The 26,218-nt window shown below is 66.9% G+C and carries 23 protein-coding genes and 2 riboswitches; of the genes, 12 read left to right on the plus strand and 11 right to left on the minus strand.

From position 1 onward, the window contains the following. Nucleotides 1–82 precede the first annotated feature (82 nt). The gene (gene argC, locus D9X30_RS13605; protein WP_228771091.1) at nt 83–1,030 is read right to left on the minus strand and encodes an N-acetyl-gamma-glutamyl-phosphate reductase; all 948 of its coding nucleotides are present in this window, start codon (nt 1,028–1,030) and stop codon (nt 83–85) included. 211 nt (nt 1,031–1,241) lie between these two features. On the opposite strand from argC, the gene D9X30_RS13610 reads away from it, so the two are divergent. Next, the gene (locus D9X30_RS13610; RefSeq protein ID WP_153949926.1) at nt 1,242–1,643 is read left to right on the plus strand and encodes a type II TA system antitoxin MqsA family protein; all 402 of its coding nucleotides are present in this window, start codon (nt 1,242–1,244) and stop codon (nt 1,641–1,643) included. 46 nt (nt 1,644–1,689) lie between these two features. On the opposite strand, the gene D9X30_RS13615 is transcribed toward D9X30_RS13610, so the two are convergent. Continuing rightward, nucleotides 1,690–2,466: an exodeoxyribonuclease III gene (locus D9X30_RS13615; RefSeq protein ID WP_153949902.1), complete on the minus strand. Its 777-nt coding sequence runs from the start codon at nt 2,464–2,466 to the stop codon at nt 1,690–1,692. A gap of 30 nt (nt 2,467–2,496) precedes the next feature. Here D9X30_RS13615 and pyrE point away from each other — a divergent pair, with 30 nt between their 5' ends. Both pyrE and D9X30_RS13625 read left to right on the plus strand, forming a co-directional pair. Continuing rightward, nucleotides 2,497–3,174, plus strand: a complete 678-nt coding sequence (gene pyrE / locus D9X30_RS13620; RefSeq protein ID WP_153949901.1) for an orotate phosphoribosyltransferase — start codon at nt 2,497–2,499, stop codon at nt 3,172–3,174. A 58-nt stretch (nt 3,175–3,232) separates the two neighbouring features. Then, the gene (locus D9X30_RS13625; RefSeq protein WP_249640957.1) at nt 3,233–4,564 is read left to right on the plus strand and encodes a DUF3734 domain-containing protein; all 1,332 of its coding nucleotides are present in this window, start codon (nt 3,233–3,235) and stop codon (nt 4,562–4,564) included. A gap of 65 nt (nt 4,565–4,629) precedes the next feature. Here D9X30_RS13625 and D9X30_RS13630 read toward each other — a convergent pair whose 3' ends face one another. The 4 genes from D9X30_RS13630 to D9X30_RS13645 all read right to left on the minus strand — a co-directional run bounded on the left by D9X30_RS13630 (nt 4,630) and on the right by D9X30_RS13645 (nt 8,180). After that, nucleotides 4,630–5,439: a polyphosphate kinase 2 family protein gene (locus D9X30_RS13630; protein ID WP_153949899.1), complete on the minus strand. Its 810-nt coding sequence runs from the start codon at nt 5,437–5,439 to the stop codon at nt 4,630–4,632. A gap of 76 nt (nt 5,440–5,515) precedes the next feature. After that, on the minus strand, nt 5,516–6,382 hold the full coding sequence (gene dapF / locus D9X30_RS13635; protein WP_153949898.1) for a diaminopimelate epimerase: 867 nt from the start codon (nt 6,380–6,382) through the stop codon (nt 5,516–5,518). Between the two features lie 14 nt (nt 6,383–6,396). Next, on the minus strand, nt 6,397–7,290 hold the full coding sequence (locus D9X30_RS13640) for a lipid A biosynthesis lauroyl acyltransferase (protein WP_153949897.1): 894 nt from the start codon (nt 7,288–7,290) through the stop codon (nt 6,397–6,399). Further along, nucleotides 7,287–8,180 (minus strand): lysophospholipid acyltransferase family protein, encoded by an 894-nt coding sequence (locus D9X30_RS13645; protein WP_153949896.1) that lies wholly within the window; start codon nt 8,178–8,180, stop codon nt 7,287–7,289. The genes D9X30_RS13640 and D9X30_RS13645 overlap by 4 nt, the downstream gene beginning before the upstream one ends. A gap of 285 nt (nt 8,181–8,465) precedes the next feature. Here D9X30_RS13645 and metK point away from each other — a divergent pair, with 285 nt between their 5' ends. Beyond that, complete coding sequence (gene metK, locus D9X30_RS13650; protein WP_092602939.1) at nt 8,466–9,629, plus strand: methionine adenosyltransferase; 1,164 nt, start codon at nt 8,466–8,468, stop codon at nt 9,627–9,629. A gap of 136 nt (nt 9,630–9,765) precedes the next feature. After that, nucleotides 9,766–10,653, plus strand: a complete 888-nt coding sequence (gene kdoO / locus D9X30_RS13655) for a Kdo hydroxylase KdoO (RefSeq protein WP_194946598.1) — start codon at nt 9,766–9,768, stop codon at nt 10,651–10,653. A gap of 9 nt (nt 10,654–10,662) precedes the next feature. On the opposite strand, the gene D9X30_RS13660 is transcribed toward kdoO, so the two are convergent. Beyond that, nucleotides 10,663–12,066, minus strand: coding sequence for a coniferyl aldehyde dehydrogenase (locus D9X30_RS13660; RefSeq protein ID WP_153949894.1), 1,404 nt, complete (start codon nt 12,064–12,066; stop codon nt 10,663–10,665). Nucleotides 12,067–12,302: 236 nt separating this feature from the next. Between D9X30_RS13660 and D9X30_RS13665 the strand changes: the two genes are divergently transcribed. After that, on the plus strand, nt 12,303–13,985 hold the full coding sequence (locus D9X30_RS13665) for a GMC family oxidoreductase (RefSeq protein ID WP_153949893.1): 1,683 nt from the start codon (nt 12,303–12,305) through the stop codon (nt 13,983–13,985). A 64-nt stretch (nt 13,986–14,049) separates the two neighbouring features. On the opposite strand, the gene D9X30_RS13670 is transcribed toward D9X30_RS13665, so the two are convergent. Continuing rightward, the gene (locus D9X30_RS13670) at nt 14,050–15,591 is read right to left on the minus strand and encodes a methyl-accepting chemotaxis protein (RefSeq protein ID WP_153949892.1); all 1,542 of its coding nucleotides are present in this window, start codon (nt 15,589–15,591) and stop codon (nt 14,050–14,052) included. Nucleotides 15,592–15,769: 178 nt separating this feature from the next. Further along, nucleotides 15,770–17,464, minus strand: a complete 1,695-nt coding sequence (locus tag D9X30_RS13675) for an acyl-CoA dehydrogenase family protein (RefSeq protein ID WP_153949891.1) — start codon at nt 17,462–17,464, stop codon at nt 15,770–15,772. Nucleotides 17,465–17,638: 174 nt separating this feature from the next. After that, a riboswitch (TPP riboswitch) is annotated at nt 17,639–17,741 on the plus strand. A 124-nt stretch (nt 17,742–17,865) separates the two neighbouring features. Between D9X30_RS13675 and thiC the strand changes: the two genes are divergently transcribed. From thiC to D9X30_RS13705, 6 genes are all read left to right on the plus strand, one after another. Continuing rightward, nucleotides 17,866–19,743: a phosphomethylpyrimidine synthase ThiC gene (gene thiC / locus D9X30_RS13680; RefSeq protein WP_153949890.1), complete on the plus strand. Its 1,878-nt coding sequence runs from the start codon at nt 17,866–17,868 to the stop codon at nt 19,741–19,743. Between the two features lie 162 nt (nt 19,744–19,905). Further along, the gene (locus D9X30_RS13685) at nt 19,906–21,114 is read left to right on the plus strand and encodes an FAD-dependent oxidoreductase (protein WP_194946597.1); all 1,209 of its coding nucleotides are present in this window, start codon (nt 19,906–19,908) and stop codon (nt 21,112–21,114) included. Nucleotides 21,115–21,126: 12 nt separating this feature from the next. Beyond that, nucleotides 21,127–21,324 carry a sulfur carrier protein ThiS gene (thiS, locus tag D9X30_RS13690; protein WP_092602951.1) on the plus strand — a complete coding sequence of 66 codons (198 nt, stop codon included), beginning with the start codon at nt 21,127–21,129 and terminating at the stop codon, nt 21,322–21,324. Between the two features lie 11 nt (nt 21,325–21,335). Continuing rightward, nucleotides 21,336–22,184, plus strand: coding sequence for a thiazole synthase (locus tag D9X30_RS13695; protein ID WP_153949888.1), 849 nt, complete (start codon nt 21,336–21,338; stop codon nt 22,182–22,184). Then, a complete protein-coding gene (locus tag D9X30_RS13700; RefSeq protein ID WP_153949887.1) occupies nt 22,181–23,311 on the plus strand; it encodes a thiamine phosphate synthase in 1,131 nt (376 codons plus the stop codon). Before D9X30_RS13695 ends, D9X30_RS13700 begins: the two co-directional genes overlap by 4 nt. A gap of 893 nt (nt 23,312–24,204) precedes the next feature. Next, nucleotides 24,205–24,690, plus strand: coding sequence for a PaaI family thioesterase (locus D9X30_RS13705; protein ID WP_153949886.1), 486 nt, complete (start codon nt 24,205–24,207; stop codon nt 24,688–24,690). On the opposite strand, the gene D9X30_RS13710 is transcribed toward D9X30_RS13705, so the two are convergent. Continuing rightward, the gene (locus tag D9X30_RS13710) at nt 24,687–25,142 is read right to left on the minus strand and encodes a PGDYG domain-containing protein (RefSeq protein WP_153949885.1); all 456 of its coding nucleotides are present in this window, start codon (nt 25,140–25,142) and stop codon (nt 24,687–24,689) included. The two genes, D9X30_RS13705 and D9X30_RS13710, sit on opposite strands and share 4 nt — an antisense overlap. Nucleotides 25,143–25,160: 18 nt before the next feature. Then, the gene (gene thiD / locus D9X30_RS13715) at nt 25,161–25,991 is read right to left on the minus strand and encodes a bifunctional hydroxymethylpyrimidine kinase/phosphomethylpyrimidine kinase (RefSeq protein WP_153949884.1); all 831 of its coding nucleotides are present in this window, start codon (nt 25,989–25,991) and stop codon (nt 25,161–25,163) included. Nucleotides 25,992–26,092: 101 nt separating this feature from the next. Then, nucleotides 26,093–26,165: riboswitch (S-adenosyl-L-homocysteine riboswitch) on the plus strand. Nucleotides 26,166–26,218 lie beyond the last annotated feature (53 nt).

Genomic DNA, 26,218 nt, shown 5'->3' on the forward strand with positions numbered 1-26,218 from the left:
CCTGCTGCCAGCCAGGCGCCCCATGAAAAAACCGGCTCCACGGAGCCGGTTTTTTTGTGCCTCATGCGCTGGCGTGCGGCCGTCAAGCCTTCAGGCCGCTCGCTTCGTCCGCGCCGATTCGCACGTTCATGCACTGTACCGCCGCGCCCGCCGCACCCTTGCCCAGGTTGTCCAGACGGGCCACCAGGTTCAGGCGCTCTTCGTTACCGAACACGAACAGGTCCACCCGGTTGGTGTCGTTGCTGGCCTGGACGTCGAAGAAACCGTGGTCCAGGTTGTCGTCGCTGTTGTACGGATGCACGCGGACGAACTGTTCGCCCTCGTAGTGCTTGCGGTAGATGTCGAGGATGGCTTCGGCATTGGCCTGCGTGCGCAGCAGCGACGGATACACCGGCACCGTCACCGACAGGCCCTTCAGGAAGTTGCCGACGATCGGGTTGAAGATCGGCGCCTGGGCCAGGCCGGCCTGCACGCGCATTTCCGGCAGGTGCTTGTGCGCCAGGCCCAGCGCGTACGGACGCGGGCTGTTCAGCTTCGGGTTACCGCCGGCTTCGAACTCGGCAATCATCGACTTGCCGCCGCCGCTGTAGCCGGTCAGCGAGAACGCCGAGATCGGGTAATCGGCCGGCATCAGGCCCGCTTCCACCAGCGGTCGCACGGCCAGCACGAACGCGCTGGCGTGGCAGCCCGGCACGGCGATGCGGTTGCTGGCGCGAATCTTCTCGCGCTGGCCGCGGGTCAGTTCGGGCAGGCCATAGGCCCAGCTGTCGGTGGTGCGGAACGCCGTGCTGGCGTCGATCACGCAGGTGTCCGGATTGGTGACCAGCGACACGGCTTCGCGCGACGCCACATCGGGCAGGCACAGGAAAGAGACGTCCGAGGCATTCAGGAAGCGTGCTCGCTCCTGCGGGTCCTTGCGCTTGTCATCGGCAATGCGCAACAGCTCCACATCGGAGCGACCCGAGAGATAGTCAAGCAACCGGAGACCGGTGGTGCCTTCCTGACCATCGACGAACACTTTGAAAACCATGGCGGACTCACTATGAAAAATGCGAAGAGTCTCCTGTCCTTGGGGGCGGAGAACCTGCATTGTAGCGAGATTGACTGCCGGACGCAGGGTTTACGCCAAAAGAGGCGTGTTGGCGGGGCAGCGTTCCGGGCTGATGAAAAATAACCAAGTAGGTTAATGTTGCATGGAAATCGGTGATGGAGGGCCGACAACGGCCAAGGGACGAAACGAAATGAAATGCCCTGAATGTGGCGGCGCCGAACTGGTCAAGGGACGGCGTGATCTGCCTTATGCCTATCGCGGCGAGTCGACAGTGTTCGAGGACGTGGACGGCGAGTGGTGTCCGCTCTGCGGCGAAGGGATTCTTTCCCGTGAGGCGCACGAGAGGCTGGACGGCCTCGCCCTGGCCTTCAACAAGCAGGTCAATGCGTCCCTTGTCGATCCCACCTTCATCATCGCGGTCCGCAAGAAGCTGCATCTGGACCAGAAGGAGGCCGGCGAAATCTTCGGCGGCGGTGTGAACGCGTTTTCGCGTTACGAGACCGGCCGCACCAAACCGCCGCTGGCGCTCGTCAAGCTCCTGAAGCTGCTCGACCGCCACCCGAACCTGCTCGACGAAATCCGCTCCATCTGAGATCGGAATCCGTCAGCCGCCCCGGCCCTTGCGCCAGGGCGGCCCATCACAACGGAAAGTCGTAGTCGATCGACAGCGGGGCGTGGTCGCTGAACTTCTCGTCCTTGTAGATGGCGCAGGCTTTGGCCGTGGCGGCAATCTTGGCGGTGGTCAGGTGGTAATCGATGCGCCACCCGACGTTCTTGGCGTAGGCCTGGCCGCGGTTGCTCCACCAGGTGTACTGCTCGGGGCGCGGGTCGAGCTGGCGGAACACATCGACGTAGCCGTGGGTGTCGAACAGGGCGCCGATCCACGCGCGTTCCTCGGGCAGGAAACCGGAGTTCTTGAGGTTGCCCTTCCAGTTCTTGATATCGATTTCCTTGTGGGCGATGTTCACGTCACCGCACAGGACGATCTCGCGGCCGGTGGCCTTCAGTTGCAGCAGGTGGGGCAGGAAGGCTTCCATGAACCGGAACTTGGCCGCCTGGCGCTCTTCGCCGCTCGATCCGGACGGCACATAGACCGAAATGACCGCAAGGTGCGGATACTGCACTTCTACGTAGCGCCCCTCGGCGTCGAATTCGGCACAGCCGAACCCCGTGACCACGCGTTCGGGCTGGTGGCGTGTGTACAGGCCAACGCCGCTGTAGCCCTTCTTCTCGGCGTAGTGGAAGAAACCGTGATAGCCGTGTGGCGCCAGAAACGCCTCGGTCATGTCGGCTTGCTGCGCCTTGAGTTCCTGGACGCAGACCATGTCGGCGTTCTGCTTGCCCATCCACTCGAAGAAGCCCTTCTTGTGGGCCGAACGGATGCCGTTGAGGTTGGCGCTGATAATCCGTAACATCTCGGGAAATTTTGAATTCAGAGAGAAAAGATGACGCAGCAGACGACGCCGGCCGACCTGAGCCAGACCTTTATCCGCTTTGCACTGGATGCAGGCGTGCTGTCTTTTGGCGAGTTCGTGACCAAGGCTGGCCGCAAGTCGCCGTATTTCTTCAACGCAGGCCTGTTCAACCAGGGTGCGATGCTGGGCCAGGTGGCGCAATTCTACGCGAAGACCCTCATCAACTCGGGTCTGCAGTTCGACGTGCTGTTCGGGCCGGCCTACAAGGGCATCACGCTGGCGTCGGCGACGGCCGTCGCGCTGGCCGGCATGGGCCGCGATGTCGGGTTTGCGTACAACCGCAAGGAAGCCAAGGACCATGGCGAAGGCGGCACGCTGGTGGGCGCCAGGCTGCAGGGCAAGGTGGTGATCGTCGATGACGTGATCTCCGCCGGTACCTCGGTGCGCGAGTCGATGCAGATGATCCGCGCCGCCGGCGCCGAGCCGGCCGCCGTGCTGATCGCGCTGGACCGCATGGAAAAGAGCGGCACCGCCGACAATATCGGCACCCATTCGGCCGTGCAGGACGTGCAGCGCGAATACGGCGTGCCGGTGATCGCCATCGCGTCGCTGAAGGACTTGCTGGCCTATCTGGATGCGTCGCAGGACCCGGCGCTCGGGAACTCCCGGGACGCGGTTGCTGCCTATCGTCAGAAGTACGGCGTCTGACAGTTGTGTTGCACACGGCCCCGCTCGGGGCCGTTTTCATTTTGAGGGGAGCAGGGGCGTGGCGGAAAAGCGGCGGCAGAATCAGGAAGCGATCCAGCGCGAGATTGGCGAACAGGGTGCGCCGCCCCAGGATTCGGCGGCCGACGCCGCCACACCGTCCAAGGCCAAACGGCCCGCAAGCCGCCGCAAGGCGCTGCCGCACGAACATTGCGCCCCGGACGCGCCGCCGCACGCGGGGCCTGCCCATGAAGCCTACGCCATCCGCGCGCTGGTGCTGCAGGGCGGCGGGGCGCTTGGTTCCTACCAGGCCGGCGTCTACCAGGGGCTGGCCGAAGGCGGCATCCATCCGAACTGGATTGCCGGGATTTCGATTGGCGCGCTGAACGCGGCGGTCATCGCCGGCAACCCGCCCGAAACGCGGGTCGCACAATTGCGGGCGTTCTGGGAATACATCTGCGCCCAGCCGTGGCTGCCCGGCCTGCCGCTGGACCTGCTCACCGAGGCCGCGCCGATGTGGCCGGAGCCCATGCGCATCTGGTTCGACGGCATCAACGCCACGCGCGCGCTGCTGGAAGGCCAGCGCGGCTTCTTCTCGCCGCGCAACATCGCCGATCTCTGGTCGCGCTTCGACGATCCGGGCAGCGCCAGCTATTACGACACTGCGCCGCTCAAGGCCACGCTGGAGCGGTTTGTCGACTTCGACCGGATCAACAGGCCGAAGGAGATGCGCGTGTCGGTGGGGGCGGTCAACGTGCGCACCGGTAACTTCGCGTACTTCGACAACACCCGCATGACGCTGCGCGCCGAGCATTTCATGGCATCGGGCGCGCTGCCGCCCGGCTTTCCGGCCATCGAAATCGATGGCGAGTATTACTGGGATGGCGGGCTGGTATCGAACACCCCGCTGCAGGAAGTGCTGACGGCCCAGCCACGGCGCGACGCGCTGATCTTCCAGGTGGACCTGTGGAGTGCGCGGGGCAAGCTGCCGCATAACCTGCTTGACGTGGCCGAGCGCCAGAAGGACATCCAGTATTCGAGCCGAACGCGCGCCATCACCGACGCCATGCGTGAACAGCAGAACTATCGCCGCATGCTCAGCGAACTGATGGCGCTGGTGCCGCCGTCAAAGCGCGACGACGCGTGGTACAAGCGTGCCGCCGAGCACGCCTGCGACGCGCGCCGCAACGTGATCCAGCTGATCTATCGCGACAAGAGCTTCGAAGGCAGCGCCAAGGATTACCAGTTTGGCGTTTTGACGATGCACGAGCACTGGTCCAGTGGGCTCGACGATATCCGCGACACGCTCAAGCATCCGCACTGGCTGGCCATGCCCGGCCCCGAACGCCCGTTCGTCACGCACGACGTGCATCGCGGCAACGGCGACGGCTGACCGCGACTGAGGGCGGAGCCCGCAATGACACGGGCCCTTGCTTTGAATCGACCCCTACTCGACCCCTACTCGACCACGACCTGCGCCAGCTCGGGCTTGGGAGGCGGGTAGTCGGGCCGCAGCTTGTCGAAGGTGGCCCGCAGGATCTCCGCCACCATCAGATTGCGATGGCTCTTCGAGTCGGCCGGCACGATATACCAGGGCGCCTCGGGCGCGGCCGTGGCAGCGATGGCGTCTTCGTAGGCCTGCTGGTATTCCTTCCAGAACTTGCGTTCGGCCAGGTCCTGCATGTCGAACTTCCAGTGCTTCTGCGGATCGGCGATCCGTTCCTCGAGCCGCTGCTTCTGCTCGCCCCTGGATATATGCAGAAAGCACTTGACGATGGTCGTGCCCGTCTCCACCAGCATCTGTTCGAATTCGCGGATCTGCCGGTAGCGCCGTTTGCATTCGGCTTCGTCGATCCAGCCGTGCACGCGCGTGATCAGCACGTCTTCGTAGTGGCTGCGGTTGAAGATCACGATTTCGCCCTTGCGCGGCACCTGGGCATGCACGCGCCACAGGTAGTCGCGCGCCAGTTCCTCCGGGGTGGGCGCCTTGAAGCTGGCGACGCGCACGCCCAGCGGATCGAAACTGCGGAAGACCGATCGGACCGTGCCGTCCTTGCCGCTGGTGTCCATGCCCTGCAGCACGATCAGCAGCTTGTGCTTGTGCTCGGCGTAGAAGATGTCCTGCACGGCATCGAGCCGGGCGCTCAGTTCGGCCAGATGGGCGTTATCGGAAGTCTTGTTGCCGGTGGACAGCGGCTTGCTGGCGGCGTCGAAGGCGGCAAGCTTGAACTGCTTGCCCGTGGTGATGCGGAAATCGTCCAGGCTCATGGGCTCTCCGGTGACGGGACCGGTGTCGTCCCGCGTTCCACACGGCCCCCGCCGGTGCGGAGGCGAGCCCTTATGGTCAGGCAGGGAGCGTCGCCAGGTCAATAGACCCTTCGAACACGGTCGTCGCCGGACCGGTCATCTGCACCGGCTGCCCCACGCCTTGCCAGGCAATGCTGAGGTCGCCGCCGTGCGTATGCACCTTGACAGGCGAATCGAGCAGGCCACGGCGAATGCCGGCCACCACGGCGGCGCAGGCGCCGGTGCCGCAGGCCAGGGTCTCGCCCGCGCCACGCTCGAAGACGCGCAGGTTGATCGTGTGGCGATCGGCGATGGCCATGAAGCCGGCATTGACGCGGTTCGGGAACGACTTGTGATGCTCGATCACGGGGCCGTCCTGCAGCACCGGAAACTGCTCGACATCGTCCACCACCTGCACCGCGTGCGGGTTGCCCATCGATACGGCCGAAATCCACTCGGTGCGGCCGTTGACTTCCAGGCCGTACAGCGTGTCGTCGCCCTCGGTGCGCGTGGGCAGGCCGTCGGCGATGAAGGGCACGCGGGCCGGCGTCAATTCGGGCGCGCCCATGTCCACCGTGACCTGGCCGTCGTCCTGCAGCGTCAGGGTGATGACACCGTTCATGACTTCCACGCGCACGGACCGCTTGTCGGTCATGCCCTTGTCGGTGACAAAGCGCACGAAGCAGCGGGCGCCATTGCCGCAGTGCTCCACCTCGCCGCCGTCCGCATTGAAGATGCGATAGCGGAAGTCGACGTCATCGCGCGCCGATTTCTCGACGATCAGGATCTGGTCGGCGCCGATGCCGAAATGGCGGCTGGCCAGGGCGCGCCATTGCGCGTCGGTCAGGTCGAGCTTCTGGTGGATGCCGTCCAGCACGATGAAATCGTTGCCGGCGCCGTGCATCTTGGTGAACTGGAGTTTCATGGTGCCGATTGTAATCAGTAGATGTCCGGTTCGCCGGGCGGCCGGTGCTTGAAGCGCTTGTGCACCCAGTAATAGTCGGCGATGCGCGGACGGATCGCCTCTTCGAAGAACGCATTCATGCGCCGCGTGTCGTCCGTGACACTTTCTCCGGGGTAATCCTCCCACGGCGGCAGCAGGTGCAGCACGTAGCCCTGGTAGTCGGGCAACTGCTCGGTGTAGATCGGCACCACGCGGGCGCCGGCAAGCCGCGCCAGGCGCGACACCGACGTCAGCGTCAGCGCCTGCACGCCGAAGAACGGCACGAATTCCGAGTCGCGCTCGCCGAAGTCCATGTCGGAAATCAGCTGCAGCGCCTCGCCCTTCTTCAGAACCCGCAGAATGTTACGCACGCTGTCGTTGCGCGAGATCATGTTGGCGCCAAAACGGCCGCGCGCCACCTTCAGGAAATCGTCGAACAGCCTGTTCTTCTGCACCGTGTACAGCGACGCGCCCGAGCGGCCGACGGTGTCGCGCAGGTGCATGGTCAGGCGGATGGCACCCGCTTCCAGGCCCGACAGGTGCAGCGTCACCAGGATATGCGGCGTGCCGTTTAGCGCCGGCAGGTTGCCGTGGTCCTTGATCTGCACCAGGCGGCGCATCTTGGCTTCGCCGCAGGTCCAGAAGATGCCGCCTTCGGCAAAGCTGCGGAACACCTTCCGATAGGTTTCGCGCGCCATGGCCTCGATCTCGGCGTCGGACCGCTCCGGAAAGCACAGGCGCAGGTTGGCGCGCACCACCTCGCGGCGCGGGTTCGGCACAAGATAGAGGATGCTGCCCAGGGCCTCGCCAAAGCGCGCCACAAAGGCGTAGGGGAGTTTGCCCAGCACCGTCAGCAAGCCGATGCCGAGCCAGGTAAGGATGCGGCTCATTGATTCTCGTTGTTGGTAACCGCCGGCATGGCGGGGGCCATGTCCGGTGGCAGCCCGGCCCCGGCCGGATGTTTGTAGCGGTTATATCCCCACAAATATTGCGTCGGGTCGATGTGGATCAACTCTTCGATCGTTGCATTGATGACAGCAGACGCTGCGGCCGGGTCTTCCGGCAGCATGCCGCCGCCGCACAGGACGCGCAGGTGCCCACGGTAGCCGGCGCCGCGCGGCAGGCGTTCGGCAAAGACCATCACGATCGGTGCCCCTGTCAGTTGCTGAAGCCGATGCACCAGTGTCATCGAATAGGCAGGCTTGCCGTAGAACGGCGCCCAGGTGCCCTCTCCGCCGCTTGGAACCTGGTCGGGCAGGATGCCGATGGCCTCGCCGCGCTTGAGTGCCTTGACCAGCATACGCACCCCGCGCGGCGTGGCAGGCGCCATGGCCATATTGGGCCGGGTGCGCATGTTCTCGACGAAATCGCGCAGCCAGGGCTGGTGGGGCGGCTTGAACAGGCAGGTCACCCGCCACTGCCGAGCGTAGTCCTGCGGCAATACCTCGAAGCAGCCCAGGTGAGGGGTCAGCACGATCACGCCGTTGCCGGCCGCGCCCAGCCGGGCCGTTTCCGACCACAACGTAGCGAAATCGTCCGTGCGTACGGTGATCGCCCTGCGGCTCCAGAAGTACGGCATCTCCATGATCAGGCGCCCCGTGTGGCGCGCCGACTCCGCAATCATGGCGTCGGTGGCCTGCGGGTATGCATGGCGAAAATTCTCCGCCAGGCGCCGCCCATAGCGGCCGGGCAGACGCGCCACGAGCAGCCCCAATGCACCGCCGATGGCGTGCAGCACGCGCAGTGGCAGGCGGGAGACGAGCCAGAACAGAAAGGTCATGTCGGTGCGGGCGAGACGAAGCCGGTAAAGCGGAAAGTAAAGCGTAAAAACCGCAAAAGCAGTCAGGGATTTCTGAGATACGCCCGTTTCCTGCCGTTATTTGAAGAATTAGCGGCCTGCAACGGAAGCGGCAGGGCGGTATAATACCTGCCATCGCCGAGTTAACTGACAACTTGCGGGGCGATGCCGCTCTACCCGAGCAGCCTAAATACCGCTAAAGCGTCGCCGCATCGTTTCCGAAGGTGGCACGCAATAGCCGAGAAGCCAACCTGGAGAAACTAGATCGTGTCGAACGATTTCCTCTTTACTTCGGAATCCGTTTCCGAGGGCCATCCCGACAAAGTCGCTGACCAGATTTCGGACGCCGTCCTGGACGCCATCCTTGCCCAGGACAAGTACGCCCGCGTGGCCGCCGAAACCCTTTGCAACACCGGTTTGGTGGTGCTGGCTGGCGAAATCACCACGACCGCCAACGTCGACTACATTCAGGTCGCACGCGACACCATCAAGCGCATTGGCTACGACAACACCGACTACGGCATCGACTACAAGGGCTGTGCCGTGCTGGTTGCCTATGACAAGCAGTCGCCGGACATCGCCCAGGGCGTGGACCGCGCATCGGACGACTACCTGAACCAGGGCGCCGGCGACCAGGGCCTGATGTTCGGCTACGCCTGCGACGAGACGCCGGAACTGATGCCGTTCCCGATCTACTACTCGCACCGCCTGGTGGAGCGCCAGTCGCAACTGCGCCGCGATGGCCGCCTGCCCTGGCTGCGCCCAGATGCGAAGTCGCAGGTGACGGTGCGCTACGTGGACGGCCGTCCGCACAGCGTGGACACCGTGGTGCTGTCGACCCAGCATTCGCCGGACATTTCTCAGGCACAGATCCGCGAGGCGGTGATCGAGGAGATCATCAAGCCCGTGCTGCCGGCCGACATGCTCAAGGAAACGAAGTACCTGGTGAACCCGACCGGCCGTTTCGTGATCGGTGGCCCGCAGGGCGACTGCGGCCTGACCGGCCGCAAGATCATCGTCGATACCTACGGCGGTGCTTCGCCGCACGGCGGTGGCGCGTTCTCGGGCAAGGACCCGTCGAAGGTTGACCGCTCGGCTGCCTACGCCGCCCGCTACGTGGCCAAGAACGTGGTGGCCGCCGGCCTGGCGCGCCAGTGCCAGGTGCAGGTCAGCTACGCCATCGGCGTGGCGCGGCCGATCAACGTGACCGTCTACACGGAAGGCACCGGCAAGATCTCCGACGAGAAGATCGCCCAGCTGGTGCAGGAACACTTCGACCTGCGCCCGAAGGGCATCGTGGCGATGCTGGACCTGCTGCGCCCGATCTACGAAAAGACCGCCGCCTACGGCCACTTTGGCCGCGAGGAGCCGGAATTCTCGTGGGAAGCCACCGACAAGGCCGCCGTGCTGCGCGCCGCCGCCGGCCTGTAAGCGCCCAGGGCGTCTTCACGCTGCGAGACCCCGCCGGTCCTCACGGACCCGCGGGGTTTTTTGTTGCGCGGGCGTCACCAGGGCGGGCGCCCGCATGGAGGTAGAATCCGGTCAACCTGAAATTATCGGAATTGCCATGTCCCTGGACCTGATCCGCACCCAGCCCTATACCGACTGGTCGCCCGAGGTAACGCCCGAGACGCGCGCCACGCTGCGCCGCGAACTGGAGCAGGGCGCCGTGCTGTACTTTCCGAACCTGGCGTTCCGCTTGCAGCCGGGCGAGGAGCGGTTTCTGGACCCGCGCTATTCCGACGGCAAGTCGAAGAACATCAACCTGCGCGCCAACGACCGCGCCGTGCGTGGGGCGGCCGGCACCGAGCAGGACCTGACCGATCTCTACAATCTGATCCATCGCTATGCCACGTCGAGCGAATTGCTGATCCGCACGCTGTTTCCCGAGTACGAGGGGCACATGACGCGTGCGGGCACGTCGCTGCGTCCGAGCGAAATCGCCGGCCGCCCGGTCAGCTGGCGCAAGGACGATACGCGGCTGCACGTGGATTCGTTCCCGTCGAACCCGATGCTGGGCAAGCGCCTGCTGCGCGTGTTCCACAACATCGACCCCGAAGCGCCGCGTGTCTGGCGCGTGGGCGAGCCATTTGGCGATTTTGCTGCGCGATTCGTGCCGAAGACGCACGGCATGTGGCCGGGCCAGGCCTGGCTGATGAAGACGCTGCACATCACCAAGCGCGAGCGCAGCGAATACGATCACCGCATGCTGCAATTGCACGACCTGGCCAAGGCCGACCTGGACTACCAGAAGTCGGTGCCGCAGCAGGAATTCCATTTCCCGCCGGGCGCCACGTGGATCGTGTTCAGCGACCAGCTGCTGCACGCCGCCATGCGCGGCAAGGCGATGATGGAACAGACGATCTACCTGGACCCGGCCGCCATCGGCGACCGTACCCATTCGCCCGAGGCCGTGCTGTCGCGCATGCTGGGCAAGCCGATGCTGGCTGCCTGAGTTCGCCAGCTAGCGCATCAGCATCTTCAGCATCGACGCGAACCGCTTGCCATAGGGCGGCTTGAGCAGCCCGGCCCCGTTCAGGCCGGCCTGATAGAACACGGGCTTGAGCTTGGAGAACGTCTCGAAGCCGGCCGCGCCGTGATAGTCGCCCATCCCGCTGGGCCCCACGCCGCCGAAGGGCAAATCGTCCTGGGCGATATGGAACAGTGTGTCGTTGACGGTCACGCCGCCGGCCACGGTCTGGCGCATCACCCGATCCACCACGTCGCCGCCCTTGTCGAACACGTAGAGCGCCAGCGGCCGGGGGCGCGCATTGACGAAGCCGATCGCGTCGTCGAGGTTGCGGTAGGTCACCACGGGCAGCACCGGCCCGAAAATCTCTTCCTGCATCGCGCGCACGTCGTCCGGAACGTCGGTCAGCAGCACGGGCGGCAGCTGCCGGACGGCGGCGTTGGGGCCGGCATCGGTCAGCGGCACCACGCGGGCGCCGGCCGACTGCGCGGCGTCGATCAGCGATACCAGCCGGTCGAAATGGCGCGGGCTGATGATGCTCGTGTAGTCCGGGTTGCGGGCGATGTCGGGATAGAGCCGGCTCACCACGCGCCGTGCGGTGTCGACCAGCCGGTCGCGCTGATCGGCCGGCACCAGCACATAGTCCGGCGCAATGCAGGTCTGCCCCGCATTGAGCAGCTTGCCCACCAGGATGCGCTCCACGGCGCGCTCGAAATCGGCGCCGGGGCCGATGATGGCCGGCGACTTGCCGCCCAGTTCCAGCGTCACTGGCGTCAGGTTCGCGGCGGCGGCCTTCATCACGTGATGGCCGACACTGGTGGAGCCGGTGAACAGCAGGTGGTCAAACGGCATTGCGCTGAAGGCGGCGGCTACCTCGGCGTCGCCGTTGATGACCGCCACCTCGTCCGGCGCGAACGTGGCCTGTACCAGCCGCGCGAACAGGTCGGAAAACCGTGGCGTGAATTCGGACAGCTTAACCATCGCGCGGTTGCCGGCCGCCAGCGCGCCGGTCAGCGGCCCGATGGCCAGGTACAGCGGATAGTTCCAGGGCACCACGATGCCGACCACGCCCAGCGGCTGCGGCATCAGGCGCGACTTGCCCGGCTTGAACCAGAGCCCGGTCTTTACCCGGCGCACGCGCATCCACCGCTTGCCATGCCGCAGTGCGTCATCGATGCCCGAAATGCTCGGGAATACTTCCAGCAGCGCGGTTTCCTGGCGCGGCCGGTTGGTGAAATCGGCGCTGATCGCGGCCGCGATGGCGTCGTGGTTGTCGCGCACCAGCGCCTTGAGGCGCCGCAGCCGGTGGGCCCGGACCGGCCACGCCGGGGATTGGTCGTGGCGCGACGCGGCATGCATGGCGTTGAACACCGTGGACATGGCGGGCACTTCTCTCATCGGCGGTCTCCTTGGGGCGCGATCTGTTTTCCGTAGGCCATCGCGCACCATAAGGCAGAGCGTCGGTTATATCAATGGAGGACGGCTCCCAAACGCGGGGCGTGCGGCACCGCGCGCTGGCCGCCTGGATTCCGGGGCAGCCCCGCTTCACCACGCCGGCGGCAACGCCTACACTGGATTTTCGCGGCGGGCGTCCGCGGGGAGACTGGACCGGCGCCGGACACGCGGGGAGACAGATGGAAACGACCTTTGACTATCTCGTCGTGGGTGCGGGCTCGGCAGGCTGTGCGCTGGCTGGACGGCTGGCCGACAGCGGCAATGACACCATCGCGCTGCTGGAAACCGGCGCCCACGACCATCATGTGCTGGTACGCACACCTGCCGGCTGCGCGGCCATGCTGCCGCGCGCCGGCGCGCGCAACTACGGCTACCTGACCGCGCCCCAGCCTGGTCTGGACGGGCGGTGTGGCTATCAGCCACGCGGGCGCGGCCTGGGCGGGTCGTCGTCGATCAACGCCATGATCTATATGCGTGGCCGGCCCGCCGACTACGACGGATGGGCCGCGGCGGGCTGCGACGGCTGGTCATGGGACGATGTGCTGCCGTACTTCCGCCGCGCCGAGTGCAATGAGCGCGTGGCCGGCCATGACGACGATCCGCTGCACGGCGGCACCGGCCCCCTGCATGTCAGCGACCTGCGCTCGCCCAATCCGTTCGGCCAGCATTTCATCGATGCCGCGCAGCATGCGGGCATCGTGCGCAACGACGATTTCAACGGCGAGGAGCAGGAGGGCGTGGGCTGGTATCAGGTCACGCAGCACAACGGCGAACGGTGGAACGCTGCGCGCGCCTACCTGCACGGCGGCAATGTCCGCGACCGCAACTGCAACGGCGGGCGCAGCCATCTGCATGTGATGACCGGCACGCAGGTGCTGCGTATCCTGTTCGAAAAACGGCGCGCCGTGGGCGTGCTGGCGTGGCGCGACGGCCAGGAAATCGTGCTGCGCGCGCGCCGCGAGGTGATCGTGTCGGCCGGGGCGTTCGGGTCGCCGCAGCTGCTGATGGCGTCAGGCGTGGGGCCGGCCGGCCATCTGCGCGAGCACGGTATCGACGTGGTGCATGATCTGCCCGGCGTCGGCGGCAACCTTCAGGATCATCTGGACATCATCCTGCACAAGCGCGTGCCGGCGTCCGACCTGTTCGGCATATCGCTGGGCGGGGCCAGGCGCCTGGTGGCCGAATTCCTGCGCTATCGGCGCGACCGGACCGGCATGATGACATCGAACTTTGCCGAAGCCGGCGCGTTCGTGCGCAGCCGTCCGGACCTGGCCGAGCCCGACCTGCAACTGCACTTCGTGGTCGGCATGGCCGACAACCACATGCGGCGCGTCAACCTGGGTCATGGCTATTCCTGCCATGTCTGCGTGCTGCGTCCGCGTAGCCGGGGCGAGGTCAGGCTGGCATCGGCCGACATGCGGCAGGCGCCGCGCATCGACCCCCGCTACCTGACGGATCCGCAAGACATGGCGACGATGCTGGAAGGCCTGCGCATCGTGCGGCGCATCTTCATGCAGGCGCCGCTGGCGGTTTTCGGCGGCCGCGAACTGTATTCGGACGCCTTGCGGCTCGATGGCAGCGACGACGAGGCGGTGCGCGCGCTGATCCGCCGGCACGCGGACACGATCTATCACCCGGTGGGCACCTGCCGCATGGGCATGGACGCCCTGGCCGTGGTGGACCCGCAATTGCGGGTGCGAGGCGTGGAGGGGCTGCGCGTGGTCGATGCGTCGATCATGCCGACGCTGGTGGGCGGCAATACCAACGCGCCGGCCATCATGATCGGCGAGCGAGCCCACGACCTCATCCGCTTCGCGCCCCATGTGACGCTGCGGTTCCGCGAGGCGGCCGTAGCGGACTGAGAGGCATGTTCTCCGCTCTCCCACCAGTGGGGGAGCGGAGAAAGGCACAACACAGATACCGGCCTTACCCGCGCATCTGGAACTGGCCCACCATGTCGCGCAGGCGGCCGGCTTGCTCGTCCAGCGATTGCGCGGCGGCGGCGGCTTCTTCCACCAGCGCGGCGTTCTGCTGCGTGACCTGGTCCATCTGGCCCACGGCGTGGCCCACCTGCTCGATGCCGGCGCTCTGTTCCTGCGACGCGGCCGAGATCTCGGCGATGATGTCGGACACGCGCTTCACGGCCTGGCGGATGTCGGTCATGGTCTTGCCGACTTCCTCGGCCTGGCCGGAACCCGTCCGTACCGTATCGACCGATGCCTCGATCAGTTCCTTGATTTCCTTGGCGGCGCTCGACGAACGCTGCGCCAGGCTGCGCACCTCGCCGGCCACCACGGCAAAGCCGCGGCCCTGTTCGCCGGCACGCGCCGCTTCCACGGCGGCGTTCAACGCCAGGATGTTCGTCTGGAAGGCGATGCCCTCGATCAGGTTGGTGATCTCGGCGATACGCTCGGAGCTGCTGCTGATGGCGCCCATGGTGCCCACCATCTGCTGTACCGACTGGTTGCCTTGGTCGGCCACCAGCGCGGCGCTTGACGCCAGCGACGATGCCTGGCGGGCGTTTTCGGCGTTCTGGCGCACGGTGGCGGTGAGCTGTTCCATGCTCGACGCCGTTTCCTCCAGCGACGCGGCCTGCTCTTCGGTGCGCGACGACAGGTCGACGTTGCCGGCGGCGATCTGCGCGGCAGCCACGCTCACCGAATCGGTGGAACGGCGCACTTCGCGCAGCGTGCCCGCCACCCGCTCGATCAGCGCGTTGAACGACTGCGCCGTCAGGCCGATCTCGTCGAGGCGGTCCACCGGGGCGCGGTGGTCGAGGTCGAGCGTGTTGCTGACGTGCGCGAGAGTGCCCTGAATTTCATCGAGGCTGGTGCGGATGCGCCGGTACAGGCCGAAGGCGAGGAACGCGGTCAGTGCCACGGCGACCACGATGACGATCAGGAACACGCGCACCGACGTGTGGTACTGGGCCTTGTTGAAGGCCACTGCCTCTTCGCCGAGCCTGGTGTTGTAGTCCAGATGCTCGTCCAGGGCCTTGCGCACGGCGGTCGATGCAAGGTGCACCGGACCCGACGTGATCATTTCCCGCGTGGCATCGAAATCATTGCCGCGGGATTTCTCCAGGAACGCGCCCAGGGTCTCGCGATAGGCCTTGATGGCCGCGCGATCGGCTTCCAGCATCTTGCGGTCAGTCTCGTCCGAGATGTCTTCGCGCTCGTACTTGGCCAGCAGATCGTCGAAACGCTTGTTGGACCTGTCGAGCATGCCCTTGGCTTCGGTCTTGGCGGCGGCATCGGCGGTCATGGCATGCCGGTAAAGCGAGACGCGGATATTGGCCAGCGCGCCGCTGACATTGTTGAGATCGCGCACGCTCGCCAGCGTGTTGTCGTTGAAGTACTCGAACCGGTCTTCGGCCCTGGACAGCTGCCAGATACCGCCCAGGCCAACGAAGAGTAGCGCGAGCAATGCAAGGGACAGCGTAAGAAGCAGACGTTTGCTGATATTCATGGGGGTGGCTTGGCGGCCACGTTACTTGGCGTGGACCGTCCGTTGTGACGACGACTTGGAAGGTTTCGCAGCCGGGCCGGGGCCCGTCGCCACAACGTTTACGGCAGGTGCCATATCCCCTGAAGGTGGGGATACTGCCGTGCAGCATGCAATGTGCGATGTCCGCACACTATAAGTGTCAGGCAGGCCAGGCGCGATTGGCGATACGGGCCAAAGTGGCGATATCGGCATCCAGCGTTCCGAACACGCGGCCATGCTGACGGCCCAGGCGGCTGGCCGCGAAGTGTTCGGCCGATTCCCGATGCGCGTGGGCGATCATCAGCGCGGCCTGCGCGGTCAGCACCAGGCCCTGCGCAAACCGGCGGGCGCTGGCTTCGAGCGCGTCGGCAGGACCGTGGAGCATCGCCTGAAGTGATGCAAGCTCCGCACGCACAAGAGCGTGGCCGTTCGACAGGCGCGCCAGGTCGTGCAGGATGCGGACACCATCGTCGGGATTGCGCTGCAGCGCCCGCAGTACGTCCAGGCACATGATGTTGCCCGAACCTTCCCAGATCGAATTGACGGGCGCCTCGCGGTACAGCCGGGCCATCGGGCCTTCCTCGACATAACCGTTGCCGCCCCAGACCTCCATCGCCTCGCCGGTGGCTTCCAGCGCACGTTTGCAGATCCAGAACTTCGCGGCCGGCGTCATCACGCGCTTCCAGGCGGCAGCCAGCGGGTCCTGCCCGGCATGCTCGAACGCGTGGGCCAGCGCCATCATGATCTGCGTGGCCGCCTCGGATTCCAGCGCCAGATCGGCCAGCACGTTGCGCATCAGCGGCTGGTCGGCCAGCAGACGGCCAAACGCCATACGGTGGCGCGCGTGATGCAGCGCCTGCACCAGCGCCGCACGCAGCAGCGCGGCGCTGCCGATCACGCAGTCGAGCCGGGTGTTGGTGGCCATCTCGATGATGGTGGGGATGCCGCGGCCTTCGGGGCCGATCAGGATGCCCGTGGCGCCCCGGAATTCCACCTCGCTGCTGGCATTGGACTTGTTCCCGAGCTTGTCCTTGAGCCGCTGGATCAGGATCGGATTCTTGCTGCCGTCGTCCCGGAAGCGCGGTACGAAGAAGCACGACAGCGGACCGTCGGCCGCGCCCATGCGCGCCACCACCAGGTGGGCATCGCACATCGGCGCAGAGAAAAACCACTTGTGGCCGGTCAGCGCGTACTCGGCGCCACGGCCTTCGCCGCGTACCGGCATGGCTACGGTGGTATTGGCGCGGACGTCCGAGCCGCCCTGTTTTTCGGTCATGCCCATGCCGATCATCACGGCGGTCTTGTCGCGCCACGGCAGGTCGCGCGGATCGTGCCCGGTCGAGAACAGCCGGGCCCGCAGATCCCGATAGAGCGCCGGTTCCTTGCCGAGTACCGGGATGCTGGCAAATGTCATCGTGGTGGGGCAGAGCGAGCCCGATTCCACCTGGGCCTGCAGGAAATAACCGGCCGTGCGTGCCACCCAGGCGCCTTCGCGCGGTTGCGCGAAAGGCAGCGCCTGCAGTTGCTGGCTGCGCAACAGGGCCAGCAGATGATGCCAGGCGGGGTGGAACTGCACCTGGTCGATCCGTTCGCCGGTGCGGCTGTGGGTATGCAGCGTGGGGGGCAGGCGGTTGGCATCGGCCGCCCATGCCTGCACCTCGGGGTCGCCAAGCCGGGCGCCATAGCCGGACAGCGCGTCGGCATGCCACGTCCCGCCCAGCCGATCCAGCGCGGCACGCAGGCCGGGGTCGGCGTCGAACAGGTTGTAGTGGGCAAGGTCGGGCACCTGGTTGAACACGCTGTGGGTATCTGCGATGCGGGCGTGATCGACGTCGGCGGCGGGTGTGGCGGTCATGGCATCTCCTGGGGCGGCAATGCGTCTCGGCACTTCGGCGGGCTGCGGTCATGGTACGGCAACTCGCCCGTTCGCAATGCTGCAAGGCACCATGATTCCGATACCGTGAAGCAGACAGCTGAAACCGAATTTCGGGTGGCGCGGGGCCGGGGCTTGTGCTTAAATTCACCCCGTTGGATGAAACAGGGGTGCCGTCCGGATGGGCCGGGCGCGCTGAGAGAGTCCCTTCGAACCCGATCCGGCTAGTACCGGCGTGGGAAGTTTCACAAAAACCGATTTGCCTCTTGTCCCGCGGGAAAGCCGCCTTTGCCGCACCGGGACGCCGCCGCCGGCCATGCCGCGCAGGCCGGCTCACAGGGCTCCTGGTTTCGTCCATCCCCGCAAGAGAGAGGACGACACCCATGGCCCGTACTGCCCCCGCTGCATCGTTTGAGTCGCTGGAAAGCGATCTCGACCAGAAATTTGCCTATCCGGCATCGACCAAGACCTACCTGACGGGCAGCCGCCCCGATATCCGCGTGCCGCTGCGCACGATCCTGCAGACCGCCACCCGCACCGAAAAGGGCGAGATGGCAAATCCGCCAATTCCCGTCTACGACACCTCGGGCCCGTACAGCGATCCCGACGTGCATATCGACCTGAAGGCCGGCCTGCCGCCCGTGCGCGCCAAGTGGATCGAAGAGCGCAACGATACCGAAGTGCTGTCCGGCCTGTCGTCGGAATATGGCCTGGCGCGCGCCAACGACCCTGCCACGGCCCACCTGCGCTTTGCCCAGCTGACCAACCCGCGCCGCGCCAAGGCCGGTGCCAACGTGTCGCAGATGCACTACGCGCGCAAGGGCATCATCACGCCCGAGATGGAATACGTGGCGCTGCGCGAATCGCTGAACCTGCAGGCGCTGTACGACAAGCCCGAATACAAGGCGCTGCTGCGCCAGCATCCCGGCAATGCGCTGGGCGCCGCGCTGCCGCTGCGTCCGGAAGACATGACGCCGGAATTCGTGCGCCGCGAAGTGGCCGCCGGCCGCGCGATCATCCCGGCCAACATCAACCACACGGAACTGGAGCCGATGGCCATCGGCCGCAACTTCCGCGTGAAGATCAACGGCAACCTGGGCAATTCGGCGGTGACGTCGTCGCTGGCCGAGGAAGTGGAAAAGATGGTGTGGTCGATCCGCTGGGGCGCCGACACCATCATGGACCTGTCCACGGGCAAGCACATCCACGAAACGCGCGAATGGATCCTGCGCAACTCGCCGGTGCCCATCGGCACGGTGCCGATCTACCAGGCGCTGGACAAGACCGGCGGCATCGCCGAGGACCTGACCTGGGAAATGTTCCGCGACACGCTGATCGAGCAGGCCGAGCAAGGCGTGGACTACTTCACGATCCACGCCGGCGTGCTGCTGCGCTACGTGCCGCTGACCGCAGACCGCGTGACCGGCATCGTGTCGCGCGGCGGTTCGATCATGGCCAAGTGGTGCCTGGCGCACCACAAGGAAAACTTCCTGTACACGCACTTCGACGAGATCTGCGAAATCATGAAGGCGTACGACGTGTCGTTCAGCCTCGGCGACGGCCTGCGTCCGGGATGCATCGCCGATTCGAACGACGACGCCCAGTTCGGTGAACTGCGCACGCTGGGCGAACTGACCGCCAAGGCGTGGGAGCACGACGTGCAGGTGATGATCGAAGGCCCGGGCCACGTGCCGCTGCAGCGCATCCAGGCCAACATGGACGAGGAACTGAAGCACTGCTACGAAGCCCCGTTCTACACGCTGGGACCGCTGGTGACCGACATCGCGCCGGGCTACGACCACATCACCAGCGGCATTGGCGCCGCCAACATCGGCTGGATGGGCACGGCCATGCTGTGCTACGTCACGCCGAAGGAGCACCTGGGCCTGCCGGACAAGGAAGACGTGCGCGAAGGCATCATCACGTACAAGATCGCCGCCCATGCCGCCGACCTGGCCAAGGGCTGGCCCGGCGCGCAGCTGCGCGATAATGCGCTGTCCAAGGCACGTTTCGAGTTCCGCTGGGAAGACCAGTTCAACCTGGGCCTCGATCCGGAGCGCGCACGGTCGTTCCATGACGCCACGCTGCCGGCCGAAGGCGCCAAGATCGCCCATTTCTGCTCGATGTGCGGGCCGAAGTTCTGCTCGATGAAGATCACGCAGGAAGTGCGCGACTACGCGGCATCGCTGCCGGCTGCCCAGAAGGGAATGGAAGAGAAGTCCATCGAGTTCGTGAAGTCGGGCTCGAAGATCTACTCGTAAGCGTTGTCTTGCAGGACGGGCGGCCGCCCACGCGGCGCCGCCCGGCAGTACCGTAGCACCGAGAGTTCCGCGCGCGGCGCCCCCACGCAGCGCGGCGGTATTCACCCAACCGGAGGCCGGTCGGCGCCACTCACCTGGCCAATGCCGCCGGCATACAAGCCCATGACAGCAGTACAGTCCTTCGATGTCGCCATTCTCGGCGCCGGCCTGGCCGGGCGGATTTCCGCCTGGCTGCTGGTGCGTGCCGGTGCCCGCGTGGCGCTGGTGGAGCGTGGCGGCCCCGACGGCAGCGGCTCGGCCGCGCACGTGGCCGCGGCCATGCTGGCGCCGCTGGCCGAATCGGCCATCGCCGAACGGCGCATCGTCGACCTCGGCATTGCCAGCGTCGACCTTTGGCGCACGTGGATCCAGGAACTGCCCGAGCCCGTGTTCTTCCAGGAGGACGGCACGCTGGTGGTCTGGCATGCGCGGGACCGCAGCGAGGTGTCGCTGTTCACCAGCCGCATGCGCGCCGTCGCCCCGCCGGAACTGGTGCAGGCGCGCCTGCGCGCGCTGGACGGCAAGGGCGTGGCCGATGTGGAACCCGAACTGGCCGGCCGCTTCGCGCAGGGCCTGCTGCTGCAGGGCGAAGGCCAGCTCGACAATCGTGGCGCGCTGCGGGCCCTGCTCCACTGTGCCATCGACGAAGGGCTGCATTGCGTGTGGGAAGCCGGCGAAATCGACGCCGAATCGCTGCCATCGCTGGGCGTCAAGGCCGACGTGGTGCTCGATTGCCGTGGCCTGGGCGCCCGGGGCGCCTGGATGGACCTGGACGCGCAGGGCAATCCCGTCCCGGGCCTGCGTGGCCTGCGCGGCGAAGTGGTGCGCGTGCATGCGCCCGACGTGAAGCTGCACCGGCCGGTGCGCCTGCTGCATCCGCGCTACCCGATCTACATCGCACCGAAGCCGAACGACCTGTACGTGATCGGCGCCACCGAAATCGAAAGCGAGGACGATTCGCCGATGAGCGTGCGCTCCGCGCTGGAGCTGCTGTCGGCCGCGCACTCGCTGCATCCCGCCTTTGGCGAGGCGCGGGTGCTGGAACTGAACGTGCAGCGCCGCCCGACGCGCCCCGACCACCTGCCGTCCATCCGCGTGGACCAGCGCGCGCGCGTGGTGCGCATCAACGGACTGTATCGCCATGGCTGGCTGATCGCTCCGGCCGTGACGGAAGCGGCCTGCCACGTGGTACGTGCCCTGCTCAACGACGACCCGGCCGCCTATGCCGTGCCGTCCGCGCTGCGCTGGCCCGGCATGATCCAGCAGGTGCGCGAGGTGGTCTGCCCCGCGCCGAGCGTGGTCGTCAACCCCGGCGGCGGCACGCTGCATTAACCGATAACCATCATGCAAATCCTGCTCAATGGCCAACCGCTCGACGTACCGGACGCCGCCACGCTGGCCGACGCCGTGACGGCGGCAGCCATCGCGCCGCCGTTCGCCGCCGCGGTGAACGGCCAGTTCGTGCCGCGCGCCGCGCATGCGGCCACATCGCTCAATGCGGGCGACCAGATCGACCTCGTGCAACCGGTAACGGGCGGCTAAAGGGACCCTCCATGACATTCGAACCTGCTGAAACCCTGCGCGACCCGTTCGTGCTCTACGGCGAATCCTTCGATTCGCGCCTGCTGCTGGGCACCGCGCGCTATCCGTCGCCGGCCACGCTGCAGGCTGCGGTGGAAGCCTCGCGCCCGGCCATGATCACCGTGGCCCTGCGCCGCCAGACCGCCGTTGGCAGCGGCGACGGCCAGACGCTGGGCGGCGACACCTTCTGGCAGATGCTGCGCTCGCTGGGCGTGCCCGTGCTGCCCAACACCGCCGGCTGCTTCACCGCGCAGGAAGTCATCACCACGGCGATGATGGCGCGCGAGGTCTTCGAGACCGACTGGATCAAGCTCGAACTGATCGGCGACGACTACACGCTGCAGCCCGACACGCTGAACCTGCCGGCCGTGGCCGAGACGCTGATCAAGGAAGGCTTCAAAGTGCTGCCGTACTGCACCGAGGACCTCGTGCTGTGCCGCCGCCTGCTCGACGTGGGCTGCCAGGCGCTGATGCCCTGGGCGGCCCCGATCGGCACCGGCCGTGGCGCCGTGAATCCGCACGCCATGCGCACGCTGCGCGACCGCCTGCCCGACACGCCGCTGATCGTCGATGCCGGCCTGGGTCTGCCGTCGCACGCGGCGCAGGTGCTGGAGTGGGGCTACGACGGCGTGCTGCTGAACACCGCCGTGGCGCAGGCCGCGTACCCGGTGAACATGGCGCGCGCGTTTGCGCTGGCCGTGGAAGCGGGCCGCACCGCCTACCTGGCCGGCCCGATGCCGGAGCGCGAGGTGGCGCAGGCCAGCACGCCGGTGGTCGGCATGCCGTTCTGGCACGCCGAAGGCGCGGAGGATCGCGCATGACGCGCCAGGGGGTTGCGGCGGCCATCGATGCCGCACTGTTCGAAGACGTGATGCAGCGCTTTGCCGCGATGTTCGGCCGCGACGAATCGCCGTGGCAGGTGTGGCCGCTGGCCAATGCCCCGGCCACGCTGGGCCGTCACGACGTGGTGCTGGCGGACGGCGAGGCTGCCGCCGACCTCATCGACCGCGTGGCGGCGGCCAATGCCGTGCTGATCGTGTCGGAGCGCGAAGGCGGCCGCTGGATCGACACGGTGCGCTCGTGGATGGGTACGTGGGTGTTCGATTCGCACGCCGACGATGACACCGCGCACTCGCCGGGCTTCGTGGCGGTGCTGGCGGCGGCGCTGTCGCTGCATTTTCCCGCGCACGACGCGCTGTGCATCGCCCGCGCCTGGGAGCCGGGCAGCACCGCGTGGCCCGGCGATTTCGCGCGCTTCCCGCGTGTGCGCCATGCCGCGCTGGTTTCGCCCGACCAGCCGGCGCCAGCCTTCGCGCCGTGCCCGCCCGATCTGGGCCTGTATGCGGTCATGCCGACCGCCGCCTGGATCGAACAGCTCGTACCGCTGCGGGTGCCAACCGTGCAGCTGCGCTTCAAGTCGGCCGACGCCGCCGAGGTGAAGGCCGAAGTGGTGCGGGCAGCCAACGCCGCCAGGGGTTCGACATCGCGCCTGTTCATCAATGACCACTGGCGCGTGGCGGTCGACCATCACGCGGCCTGCGGCGGTGACAGCGGCATCTATGGCATCCACCTGGGCCAGGAAGACCTGGACGAGGCGGATCTCGATGCCATCCGCGCCTCGGGCCTGCGCCTGGGCGTGTCGACGCACGGCTACGCCGAGATGCTGCGCGTGGCGGCGATCCGCCCCAGCTACCTGGCGCTGGGCGCGATTTTCCCGACCACGACCAAGGTCATGCCGACCCAGCCGCAAGGCATGGGCCGCTTCCAGTCGTATGTGACGCTGATGAAGCCGGTGATGCCGTCGCTGGTGGGCATCGGCGGGGTGAACGCCGGCAATATGCGCGAAGTGCTCGATGTCGGCGTGGGCAGCGCCGCCGTAGTGCGGGCGATCACGGAAGCCAGCGATGTGCCGGCGGCGGTGGCGGGGCTCAACGCCTTGTTTGTTTGATGGTCGCTGGTTGAACGGTTTTACCCGCTCCCCCAAACCGCTCTGAGCGAGCGAACCGCCGGGGCTTGATAACCCTTCGGTGTGCTCCCCTCTCCCGCGCGCGGGAGAGGGGCGGGGGAGAGGGCAGGCGCATGGGGTGCTAACCCGGCTCGGCAAGTGCGACACGCCTTGCCCTCTCCCCCAACCCCTCTCCCGCAGGCGGGAGAGGGGAGCCGCGCCCTGCGGTGCAAGCAAGGGCCGCAATCTTCAAGCGCCCTGAAAGCAAAGCAAATCCGTCACCGCTGCGCTGCCGCGACGGTTTTCTCCCCCGAAGATTCGCTGCCGCGACGGTTTTCTCCCCGAAGATTCGCAGCCGCGGTTTTCTCCCCTCTCCCGCATGGCGGGAGAGGGGCGGGGGAGAGGGCAGGCGCATGGGGTGCTAACCCGGCTCGGCAAGTGCGACACGCTTGCCCTCTCCCCCAACCCCTCTCCCGCAGGCGGGAGAGGGGAGCCGCGCCCTGCTGTGCAAGCAAGGGCCGCAATCTTCAAGCGCCCTGAAAGCAAAGCAAATCCGTCACCGCTGCGCTGCCGCGACGGTTTTCTCCCCGAAGATTCGCTGCCGCGGTTTTCTCCCCTCTCCCGCGCGCGGGAGAGGGGCGGGGGAGAGGGCAGGAGCATGGGGTGCTAACCCGGCTCGGCAAGTGCGACACGCCTTGCCCTCTCCCCCAACCCCTCTCCCGCAGGCGGGAGAGGGGAGCCGCTCCCTCCGGTGCAAGCAAGGGGAGCGGACCATCAGCAATGGACACCCCCCGGGGAGAGGGCTAGCGTATCGAGAACTCACAGTTTGGGCGCTGACCGGCCACGCCGGCTGGTCGCGACCGGACAATCCGCATATCCTCTCCATCCAGTCACCAATGGATAGAGGTTCCGCAGTACGGAACGGGACCCGCAGAGAGGAAACAGCAGTGAACGAGATCATCCCCGCCGCCCCGGGCACCCCCGACAAGCCCTATTTCGGTATCGAGATTCCGCTGATGCGCCTGCTGGGCCTGCAGCCGGTGCATATGGAGGAAGGGCTATGCCGTACGCGCCTGCCGGCCAGCCCGAACGTGGTGAACAGCCGTGGTGACGTGCATGGCGGCACGCTGATGGCCGTGCTGGACTTCACGCTGAGCGGCGCGGCGCGCTCGCATGCCCCGCTGGACGTGGGCGTGATCACGATCGACATGTCCACGCATTTCCTGGCCGCCGCGCGCGGCGCGCTGACGTTCGAGGCGCGCATCCTGCGCCGGGGCGCCAAGATCGCCTTCTGCGAGGGCGAGGCCCGCGACGCATCGGGCACGGTCTGCTGCGTGGCCCGCGCGTCGTTCAAGCTGGTGCAGCTGGCCGGCGGGAACTAGGCGTCCGGCCCGTCCGGCGGGCCTTCCGTGGGGCGATAGACCGCCACGAACCTTGCGCGCTCGGTGATGCCATAGTCGCCGGGCGCGTATTGCATCAGCCAGTCGCCCGGCTTGCCGGTCAGCACATCGCCGCCGGCCGAGCGTTCCAGCGCGAACGCGACCGGCATTTCCTTGACCAGCACCGGCACCGGCTTGTTGCGATACGGGCCGGCCTCGCCGTGCGCGTTCGGCCCCACGGCCACATAGCGCGCGTCGAAACGCCCGCGCGACACCACCCAGCGGTCGCCGGTGGCGCCGGTCACGATGGCATCCCCGCGCTGGTAGCGGTTCGGCCCCTCGCGGCTGATCAGTTCGCCGGGCTCGGCGGCAAACGCCACCTGCACGGTTTCGTCCTTCACGTACCAGCGCGCGGCGGGATCGTCGCGCAGGTCGATGTCTTTCAGGGTTTCCATGTCCAATCCGATGCCGCGTCAGCCTAGCTGGCGCGGGGCGAAGCTGTGGTTGAGCGGGCCGTTGCCGGCACCCAGGCGCAGTGGCGCGCCAGCTGCGATGGCCCGGGCCACGTAGTCCAGCGCGGTGCCCACGGCGTCGGGCAGCGCGTCGCCGCGCGCCAGTTGCGACGCGATGGCCGCCGCCAGCGTGCAGCCGGTGCCGTGCAGGTTGGGGGTGTCGATACGCGGATGCGTGTAGATGCGCGTGGTGCCGTCGGCCAGCATCAGCAGGTCGTCCAGGCCGGTGGCGTCGGGGCCATCGTCCTCCAGGTGCCCGCCCTTGAGCAGCACGGCCTGGCAGCCCATCGCCAGCAGGTCGGCGGCGGCGGCTTCCATCTCGGCGCGGCGTGCGATGCGGCGCCCGAGCAGGTACGAGGCTTCCGGCAGGTTCGGCGTGACCAGGATGGCGCGCGGAAAGAGCCGCTTCACCATGGCCTGGCTGGTGGCGTCGTCCGAGAGCGTGGCGCCGGACGTGGAGATCATGACCGGATCGACCACGAGCTTGCGGATGCCGTGCCGGTCCACCGCGCCGGCCACGGCCTCGACGATGGCCGCCGTGCCAAGCATGCCGGTCTTGGCGGCATCCACGCCGATGTCGCTGGCCACGGCATCGATCTGGGCGGCCACCATGTCGGCCGGAATGGCGTGTACCCCGGTCACACCCAGCGTGTTCTGGGCCGTGATGGCGGTGATCGCGCTCATGCCGAAGCAGCCCAGCGCGGCAAATGTCTTCAGGTCCGCCTGGATGCCGGCGCCGCCGCCGGAGTCGGAACCGGCGATGGTCAGGGTGCGGGGTGGCGTGGGGAGCATGTGCAAGGCGGGAACGGGACGGGAACAGTCCGAAACAATTAGGCGGGAAAAAATCTGGCATTTCTGCCCGCTCGGCGCGAACAGGCACGCTACAATACCGCCACTCCGAGGAGCGTTGCAACGGATGCCCTGCCATCCGCCAGGCTCGGAATGTCTCAACGGCGCTCGCTGTTCCGTGGTTCGCACGGGGCGCGAGTCGACCTGTCTGTCCGTCATGGCCTCCCGTG

This window comes from Cupriavidus sp. U2 (assembly GCF_009663685.2).
Classification (GTDB): Bacteria; Pseudomonadota; Gammaproteobacteria; order Burkholderiales; family Burkholderiaceae; genus Cupriavidus; species Cupriavidus necator_C.

Excerpts from the sequence above, each read along its gene's own strand:
- pyrE (WP_153949901.1), top strand. The coding sequence starts at position 2,497 with ATGACGCAGCAGACGACGCCGGCCGACCTGAGCCAGACCTTTATCCGC.
- D9X30_RS13665 (WP_153949893.1), top strand. The coding sequence starts at position 12,303 with ATGGAAACGACCTTTGACTATCTCGTCGTGGGTGCGGGCTCGGCAGGC.
- D9X30_RS13700 (WP_153949887.1), top strand. The coding sequence starts at position 22,181 with ATGACGCGCCAGGGGGTTGCGGCGGCCATCGATGCCGCACTGTTCGAA.
- D9X30_RS13610 (WP_153949926.1), top strand. The coding sequence starts at position 1,242 with ATGAAATGCCCTGAATGTGGCGGCGCCGAACTGGTCAAGGGACGGCGT.
- D9X30_RS13670 (WP_153949892.1), bottom strand. The coding sequence starts at position 15,591 with ATGAATATCAGCAAACGTCTGCTTCTTACGCTGTCCCTTGCATTGCTC.
- thiS (WP_092602951.1), top strand. The coding sequence starts at position 21,127 with ATGCAAATCCTGCTCAATGGCCAACCGCTCGACGTACCGGACGCCGCC.
- D9X30_RS13630 (WP_153949899.1), bottom strand. The coding sequence starts at position 5,439 with ATGAGCCTGGACGATTTCCGCATCACCACGGGCAAGCAGTTCAAGCTT.
- argC (WP_228771091.1), bottom strand. The coding sequence starts at position 1,030 with ATGGTTTTCAAAGTGTTCGTCGATGGTCAGGAAGGCACCACCGGTCTC.
- D9X30_RS13640 (WP_153949897.1), bottom strand. The coding sequence starts at position 7,290 with ATGAGCCGCATCCTTACCTGGCTCGGCATCGGCTTGCTGACGGTGCTG.
- thiC (WP_153949890.1), top strand. The coding sequence starts at position 17,866 with ATGGCCCGTACTGCCCCCGCTGCATCGTTTGAGTCGCTGGAAAGCGAT.
- D9X30_RS13660 (WP_153949894.1), bottom strand. The coding sequence starts at position 12,066 with ATGAGAGAAGTGCCCGCCATGTCCACGGTGTTCAACGCCATGCATGCC.
- D9X30_RS13685 (WP_194946597.1), top strand. The coding sequence starts at position 19,906 with ATGACAGCAGTACAGTCCTTCGATGTCGCCATTCTCGGCGCCGGCCTG.
- D9X30_RS13645 (WP_153949896.1), bottom strand. The coding sequence starts at position 8,180 with ATGACCTTTCTGTTCTGGCTCGTCTCCCGCCTGCCACTGCGCGTGCTG.
- D9X30_RS13695 (WP_153949888.1), top strand. The coding sequence starts at position 21,336 with ATGACATTCGAACCTGCTGAAACCCTGCGCGACCCGTTCGTGCTCTAC.
- D9X30_RS13615 (WP_153949902.1), bottom strand. The coding sequence starts at position 2,466 with ATGTTACGGATTATCAGCGCCAACCTCAACGGCATCCGTTCGGCCCAC.
- D9X30_RS13705 (WP_153949886.1), top strand. The coding sequence starts at position 24,205 with ATGGATAGAGGTTCCGCAGTACGGAACGGGACCCGCAGAGAGGAAACA.
- D9X30_RS13710 (WP_153949885.1), bottom strand. The coding sequence starts at position 25,142 with ATGGAAACCCTGAAAGACATCGACCTGCGCGACGATCCCGCCGCGCGC.
- dapF (WP_153949898.1), bottom strand. The coding sequence starts at position 6,382 with ATGAAACTCCAGTTCACCAAGATGCACGGCGCCGGCAACGATTTCATC.
- D9X30_RS13675 (WP_153949891.1), bottom strand. The coding sequence starts at position 17,464 with ATGACCGCCACACCCGCCGCCGACGTCGATCACGCCCGCATCGCAGAT.
- thiD (WP_153949884.1), bottom strand. The coding sequence starts at position 25,991 with ATGCTCCCCACGCCACCCCGCACCCTGACCATCGCCGGTTCCGACTCC.
- kdoO (WP_194946598.1), top strand. The coding sequence starts at position 9,766 with ATGTCCCTGGACCTGATCCGCACCCAGCCCTATACCGACTGGTCGCCC.